The organism is uncultured Campylobacter sp., from assembly GCF_938045775.1.
Lineage (GTDB): Bacteria > Campylobacterota > Campylobacteria > Campylobacterales > Campylobacteraceae > Campylobacter_B.
Genome location: NZ_CALIBH010000235.1, coordinates 1 through 7,041 on the forward strand (window position 1 = coordinate 1; position 7,041 = coordinate 7,041).

7 protein-coding genes are annotated in these 7,041 nt (G+C 50.7%); 6 read left to right on the forward strand and 1 reads right to left on the reverse strand.

All coding sequences use genetic code 11. The annotated features are described in order from the left end of the window. Positions 1-503 (reverse strand): MqnA/MqnD/SBP family protein (locus Q0238_RS09665; protein ID WP_363317139.1); only part of this gene is annotated, 503 nt, incomplete at its 3' end. A gap of 290 nt (positions 504-793) precedes the next feature. Here Q0238_RS09665 and recA point away from each other — a divergent pair. The 6 genes from recA to argH all read left to right on the forward strand — a co-directional run. Beyond that, positions 794-1,837 carry a recombinase RecA gene (gene recA / locus Q0238_RS09670; RefSeq protein ID WP_297945593.1) on the forward strand — a complete coding sequence of 348 codons (1,044 nt, stop codon included), beginning with the start codon at positions 794-796 and terminating at the stop codon, positions 1,835-1,837. After that, entirely contained in the window at positions 1,837-3,087 is a 1,251-nt protein-coding gene (gene eno, locus Q0238_RS09675) for a phosphopyruvate hydratase (RefSeq protein ID WP_297945601.1), read from the forward strand. Before recA ends, eno begins: the two co-directional genes overlap by 1 nt. A gap of 1 nt (position 3,088) precedes the next feature. Continuing rightward, positions 3,089-3,913 carry a hypothetical protein gene (locus Q0238_RS09680; RefSeq protein ID WP_297945595.1) on the forward strand — a complete coding sequence of 275 codons (825 nt, stop codon included), beginning with the start codon at positions 3,089-3,091 and terminating at the stop codon, positions 3,911-3,913. Continuing rightward, positions 3,910-5,100 carry a hypothetical protein gene (locus Q0238_RS09685; RefSeq protein WP_297945597.1) on the forward strand — a complete coding sequence of 397 codons (1,191 nt, stop codon included), beginning with the start codon at positions 3,910-3,912 and terminating at the stop codon, positions 5,098-5,100. The genes Q0238_RS09680 and Q0238_RS09685 overlap by 4 nt, the downstream gene beginning before the upstream one ends. A 9-nt stretch (positions 5,101-5,109) precedes the next feature. After that, positions 5,110-5,739, forward strand: a complete 630-nt coding sequence (locus Q0238_RS09690; RefSeq protein WP_297945599.1) for an NAD(P)H-dependent oxidoreductase — start codon at positions 5,110-5,112, stop codon at positions 5,737-5,739. 193 nt (positions 5,740-5,932) lie between these two features. Beyond that, a partial coding sequence (gene argH / locus Q0238_RS09695; RefSeq protein WP_297945603.1) for an argininosuccinate lyase occupies positions 5,933-7,041 on the forward strand: 1,109 nt, incomplete at its 3' end.

A 7,041-nucleotide genomic window follows, 5' to 3' on the forward strand; every position in this document is an offset into this window, starting at 1 on the left:
ATATCCCAGATCTCGCGCTCCACGCAAAGCTCGTCCGAAAAGTCCAAAATGCTCTCGTGTATCAACACGCCAGCGTCTACTTCGCCGCTTAAAACCGCGCTCTCGATCTCTAGGAAATTTTTATAAACTATGCGCGCCTGCGGGTATGCCATGCGAAAAAGCAGGGCATTGGTCGTGTGTTTGCCGCTTAGCGCGACCTTGAAATTTCGCTTTAAAACCGCGCCCTTTTTCTTAACGAGCTTTGGGCCGTAGCCCTCGCCGAAGCTCACCGCCGTGCGTAAAAGCGCGTACTCCTCGCAGATTAGCGGATATAGCGCGAAGCTAATCGCAGTGGCCTCATACGTGCCCTTTAGCGCCTCGTCGTTTAGCGTCTGGATATCAAGCGCCGTGGCGCTAAGCTTTAGATTTTTGGAGCTCACCCAACCAAAATCAATCGCCTTATACATAAAAATATCGTCGGCGTCGGGCGAGTGAGCGACGTTTATATGCTTAAAAATCTTCAAATTTAATCCTTTTTGCTCCGCTTTAAATTTCGCGCGCGGCCTAATTCCAAAATGTTGCGAAATTATAGTAAAATTTTACTACAGCCCTCATAAAAATGCGGAATTTCTAAAGAAAAACGTGAAAAATCGAGGCTCTTTAAAAGGGTAAATTTAATGCTCTCCGCTCGCCCTGCAGAGCTTTTACGCTCCTTAAAAATTTCAAATTCCGATGCTGCGCCGAATTTGAGCGAATAATCAAAAATTCATTTCAAATTTGGTAAAATTAAGTGAATTTATTTTTAAGGAAAAACATGGACGAGGGAAAGAAAAAGACGCTGGATGCGGCGCTAAAATCGATCGACAAAGCTTTCGGCAAAGGCACGCTCGTGCGGCTGGGCGATAAGCAGGTCGAGCCGATAGACGCCATCTCTACGGGCTCTGTGGGGCTTGACATCGCGCTTGGCATCGGCGGCGTGCCAAAGGGGCGTATCATCGAGATTTACGGGCCTGAGAGCTCGGGAAAGACGACGCTTACGCTTCACATCATCGCCGAGTGCCAAAAGGTGGGCGGAATTTGCGCATTCGTAGACGCCGAGCACGCGCTGGACGTCAAATACGCTTCAAATTTAGGCGTCGATACCGACAATCTCTACGTCAGCCAGCCCGACTTCGGCGAGCAGGCGCTCGACATCGTAGAAACCTTAGCAAAGAGCGGTGCGATCGATCTTATCGTCGTAGATAGCGTCGCTGCGCTCACGCCGAAAAACGAGATCGAGGGCGACATGGGCGATCAGCACGTGGGGCTTCAGGCGCGACTTATGAGCCAAGCGCTGCGTAAGCTCGCCGGCGTCGTGCACAAGATGAATACGACTGTGATCTTTATTAATCAAATCCGTATGAAGATCGGCGCGATGGGCTACGGCACGCCAGAGACCACTACGGGCGGCAATGCGCTTAAATTTTACGCTTCGGTGCGCATCGACATACGCAAAATCGCTACTTTGAAACAAAACGAAGAGAGCATCGGCAACCGCGCCAAAGTCAAGGTCGTGAAAAATAAGGTGGCGCCGCCGTTTAAGATCGCGGAATTTGACATAATGTTCGGTAAAGGCATCAGCAAGGTGGGCGAGCTGATCGATTACGGCGTCAAGCTAGACATCGTCGATAAAAGCGGCGCGTGGTTTAGCTACGGCGACACTAAGCTGGGTCAAGGTCGCGAAAATGCTAAAATTTATCTAGAGAATAACCCTGCCGTCGCTGAAGAGATCACGGCAAAGATCCGCGAGCAGATGGGTAGCGTAAATTTCAGCGCAGACGCGGACGATGAAGAAAATTTACAAAGTGGAGATGAATGATGATTTATATCGAAGATGTTTATGCGATAGAGGTGCTAGATAGCCGTGGCAACCCGACCGTGAAAGCGACCGTGGCTCTAAGCGACGGCACCGTAGCAAGCGCGATAGTCCCAAGCGGCGCAAGCACGGGCAAACGCGAGGCACTAGAGCTTCGCGACGGGGGCGATAGATACTGCGGCAAGGGCGTGCTAAAGGCTGTTGAAAACGTAAATTCGCAGATCGCAGAGGCCGTGATTGGGCTTGATGCGTTCGATCAAAAGGCGCTTGATGATGAGATGCGCGAGCTCGACGGCACTGATAACTACTCAAATTTGGGCGCAAACGCCGTGCTTGGCGTATCTATGGCGGTAGCGCGCGCGGCTGCCAAAAGCCTTGACGTGCCTTTATATCGCTACCTGGGCGGCGCGAACGCTAGCGTGCTACCCGTGCCGATGTTTAATATCATCAACGGCGGCGCGCACGCGAATAACAGCGTGGATTTTCAAGAATTTATGATTATGCCGTTTGGATTTGATAAATTTAGCGATGCGCTGCGAGCGGCGAGCGAAATTTACCACACGCTAAAAGGCCTTCTAAACGCGGCAGGCCACAGTACGGCAGTGGGCGATGAGGGCGGATTTGCGCCGAATTTAAACGACAACGAAGAGCCTATCAAACTCATCATGCAAGCTATCGAAAAAGCAGGCTACAAAGCTGGCGAGCAGATCAAACTAGCCCTTGACGTCGCAGCTAGCGAGCTGTACGAAAACGGCAAATATAAGCTAGAGGGCAAGGAATTTAGCAGCGAAGAGCTGATTGAGAGATACGCGCAGCTTTGCGAGAAGTATCCGATATTTTCGATCGAAGACGGCCTAAGCGAGGACGACTGGGCGGGCTGGGCGAAGCTAACGAGCAAACTAGGCGCTAAAGTGCAGCTCGTGGGCGATGATCTTTTCGTAACGAACGAGAAAATTTTGCGCGAAGGCACCCAAAAAGGCGTAGGCAACGCGATCCTAATCAAGCCAAATCAAATCGGCACCGTCAGCCAAACCATGCAGACGATCCGCCTAGCGCAGCGCAAAGGCTACCGCTGCGTGATGAGTCACAGAAGCGGCGAGAGCGAGGATAGCTTTATCGCGGACTTCGCCGTCGCGATGAATACGGGTCAAATCAAAACGGGCGCGACCTCAAGAAGCGAACGCAACGCCAAATACAACCGCCTGCTCGAGATCGAGCGCGAGACGGACGAGTTTTTGGGAAGCCAAATTTAAAATGTTTTTTAAAAAAAAGTCCAAGCGGGGCTTAAAAGGCGCACAGCGCACCTATACGGACGGAGCGGATTATACGGACACGCAAGGCAGATATTCAGACGCAGACTTTGACGAGGACGATTTTTTTGACGATGAAGAATTTTATAGCGATGAAAATTTTAGCAGAGATTTTAGCGAGGCAGGGGCTGGCTTTCGCAAAAATCATAACGTAGGCTCGCGCGGTATAGATGAAGCAGGCTCTGCCTCTGATGCCGCAGGCGGCGGCACTAATTTAAGTGGTAAAAGCTCCGCTGCAAGCGGAAACTACGAAGGTAGCTCGCAAGCAGACGCGAGCTTTTACAGCGCGGAATTTATTGGGGGCGGCGATTTAAAGAATGCAGAATTATACGCGAAAGAAAACCACTTCCCAAACGACGCGGGTTTTGCGGCTCAAAGTGCAGACTACAGCTCTCAAGGCACGGGCTTTGCGGCACAAGACATAAATCCTACCGCGCAAGGATTTTCTTTTGCGCCGCAAAACGCAGATCCTGCCGCTAAAAAAGCTTTAAAAAAGCGTAAAAATTTAAAAGAACGGCTGAATTTTATCAATCCGTTTTCACCGCTTAAGCAGATTTTTGCAGCTCTTGCGCTGATCGTCTGCGTTGTTTTTGCAGGCATCTTCGTGGGTGATGTGCTATTTGGCAAGCGATCGTTTGAAGTGCTGCGTCAGTTGCAAAAAGAAAAGGCGTTTTTATTCACCGACGTCGAGCGGCTAAAAGAGGAAAACGCTGAGCTGCAAAAGCTTTATTTAGAGCGTCGCTCGCTCGATCCGGACCTTAAAAAATGAGAAAAATTTCTTTGCTAATTTTAGGTCTTTGCGCTTTTTTAAACGCTGAGAATTTAAATGGCGCAAATTCAAACGCTACAAAACCTAGCATCGTCGCGGTAAAAAAGCAAAATTCTACCAATTTGGCGATTAAAGAGCCAAAGACAGGTGCGCAAAGCCCAAACGCTAAAAAGCAAGCTGTAATAAAGCCTGAAACATCTAAAAGCCCTACCGCAGCAATGCAAAAAAGCGCCGCAGAAGCTAATTCTAGTATTAAAGCAAGCGCCGCCAAAAAAGCCATGAACGCGCAGCTCTCGCAGACCGAAAAAAAAGCTCCTGGCCCCAAAGCGGGCATCGGCGCTCCTTTGCAGGTCATTAAAATGGAGCTGAACTCTTCTGCGCAGCCTTCAGTTGCGACGCTTCCGCCTCCTGATGAGTTACCGATTGCGCCAGAAGTAAGCGAGTCAAATTCTACGGTAGCGCAAAATTTCAAGGCGGCACAGAATTCTACAGCTCAAAATTCTACGGTGCAAAACTCCACTATGCAACAAAACGCGCAATCTGCTCCGCAAAATTCCAATCCGGCGCAAATCTCCGCCGCCGCATCGCAAAATACTCCTGCGCCTAAAAATTTTACGCAGCAAACCTTTGCGCTTCCCTCCGACGCCCTTACGATCGAAAGCCTGATCGTGCGATATAGGGACGACGATGGGGCTCTGCACGAAAAGATCGTTGATATCAATCGCTCGATTGATTGGCACGATGATTTCGTGCTAAGCGCGAGCGCCAAACCCGCGCTACATAGGGCACTGGACGTCTCGGTTACTTCGACTGATCCAAATTTACAAAAGCAGGCCTCGCAAAGTGGCATCACGCCTAGCTTCGCGCCGCGCCTGGAGCTGCCGTTAGAGACGCTTAAATTTGACGATGGACTAAAATTCGTCATTCGCAAAGACAGCGTGCAGCTCATCACCGCAGATGATTTCAAAAGCTCCGACGCAAATGCTTCGGGCACGCTTGAGGCTGAGTTTTGGCGCCAAGAGATCCCGCTTAGCGGCGCGAGCTTTGCTGTAAATATCGGCGGCTTTAGCGACATCAACGTCACCAAAGAGGACGGCTACTACCGCATCGGCGTGCGCTCACATGAGGGTAACCTCAGCATCAGACGCAAAGATGGCGGGTATTTGATTTACAAAAATTCTAATTAAGGAGAGACTATGACACATTTAGAGATTATGAAATTTCGCCACGCGTGCAAAATTTTTGACGAGAACAAAAAAATCGGTAAGGTCGATTTTGACGCCATTTTGCAGGCAGGAATCTTAGCACCTAGTTCTACGGGGCTAGAGCAATGGGACTTTTTGGTTGTGCAAAACAAGGCGCTACGCGAGCAGATCCGCGAAAAATCGTGGAATCAGCCGCAGATCACCTCTTGCTCACATCTGGTCGTGATTTTAGCAAAGATCAAGGATATAAAGCTAGGAAGTGATTATATCGAGCGAATGATTACGCGTAAAAAAGATGAAGCGCCCAAATATATCGGCGACAGGCATAAATTTTATCAAGATTTCTTAAGCGGTTATTTTCACAACGACGATGAGGAGCTATTTAATTGGTCGCACGCGCAGTGCATGTTCGCAGCACTTGCGATGATGAACGAGGCCGCAAGCCGCAGCATCGACAGCTGCCCTATGGAGGGCTTTGATCGCGCAGCGCTCGGAGAGATTTTGGATCTGAAATGGAATGAGCGTCGCGTGGCGCTGCTCGTGCCTTTCGGCTACCGCGTAAATCCACAGCCGCAAAAGATCCGCCGCAGCATGGATGACGTAGTAAAGTGGATCGAATAAGCTAGCAAGCGCTTTTGAACCGCTAAGTTTGAGGCACAGTAAATTCCAAAGTCTAGTGCAAAAACGTGGCACACGCGTTTTTTAGGAATTTACCGCGCTTTAGCCTTTTTTCTCGCCCGCAAATCTTGTGCGGCGAGATTTAGAATTTTAAAAAATCACCGAAAATTTAAACGAAGGAGCGAGCGTGAAAAAAATGTGGGAGGGGCGCTTTAGCGAGGCGAGTTCGGCGCTTTTGGAGGAGTTTAACGCCTCGATCGGCTTTGATAGGGCGCTTTGGCAGGAGGACATCGCGGGCAGCAAGGCACACGCTTGGATGCTCGGCGCTTGCGGGATTTTAAAGCCTGACGAGAGCGAAAAGATCGTCGCCGGGCTTGACGTGGTGTTTGAAGAGATAAAAAGCGGAAAATTTGAGTTTAAAACCGCCGACGAGGACATCCATATGGCGGTAGAAAAGCGCCTAAGCGAGCTCATCGGAAGCGATCTTGGCGGTAGGCTGCACACGGCGCGCAGCAGAAACGACCAGGTCGCACTTGATTTTCGCCTCTACGTGCTTAAAAGCGGCGCTGCAATCGCCGAAAAGATCCGCGAACTAGTCGCCGCTTTGCGAGATATCGCAAGCAAGCACGCAGACACGCTGATGCCCGGCTACACGCACCTTCAGCACGCCCAGCCCGTGAGCCTTGCTTATCATTTGCTAGCTTACGCGTTTATGTTTCGTCGCGACTACGAGCGCTTTACCAGCTCGCGCGAGCGAAACAACCTCTGTCCGCTAGGCTCGGCCGCGCTTGCCGGCACGCCGCATCCTATAAACCGCGAGTCGGTCGCGCGAGAGCTCGGTTTTGCGGGAGTGACGCCAAACGCGATGGACAGCGTCAGCGATCGCGATTTCGCGCTTGAGATTTTGTTTAACGTAAGCGTACTGATGACGCATGCGTCGCGCCTGTGCGAGGAGCTCATCTTGTGGAGCTCGCAGGAGTTCGGCTTTGTCACGATCAGCGACGCCTACAGCACGGGTAGCTCAATCATGCCGCAGAAAAAAAACCCAGACGTCGCCGAACTAATCCGCGGCAAAACGGGGCGCGTAAACGGCAATCTCGTCGCGCTGCTAACGGTGATGAAGGGCTTGCCGCTAGCATACAACAAGGATATGCAGGAGGACAAGGAGGGCGTTTTTGATAGCGTCGCCACCGCGCTTGCGAGCCTTGAAATTTTAAAACAGATGCTAAAAACGGCTAAATTTAACGAGCAAAATATGCTAGCGATGACGCGCCGCGGGCACCTCACGGCGACCGATCTGGCTGA

Coding starts and splice junctions, on each gene's coding strand:
- Q0238_RS09680 (WP_297945595.1), top strand. CDS start 3,089: ATGTTTTTTAAAAAAAAGTCCAAGCGGGGCTTAAAAGGCGCACAGCGC.
- Q0238_RS09685 (WP_297945597.1), top strand. CDS start 3,910: ATGAGAAAAATTTCTTTGCTAATTTTAGGTCTTTGCGCTTTTTTAAAC.
- Q0238_RS09690 (WP_297945599.1), top strand. CDS start 5,110: ATGACACATTTAGAGATTATGAAATTTCGCCACGCGTGCAAAATTTTT.
- eno (WP_297945601.1), top strand. CDS start 1,837: ATGATTTATATCGAAGATGTTTATGCGATAGAGGTGCTAGATAGCCGT.
- recA (WP_297945593.1), top strand. CDS start 794: ATGGACGAGGGAAAGAAAAAGACGCTGGATGCGGCGCTAAAATCGATC.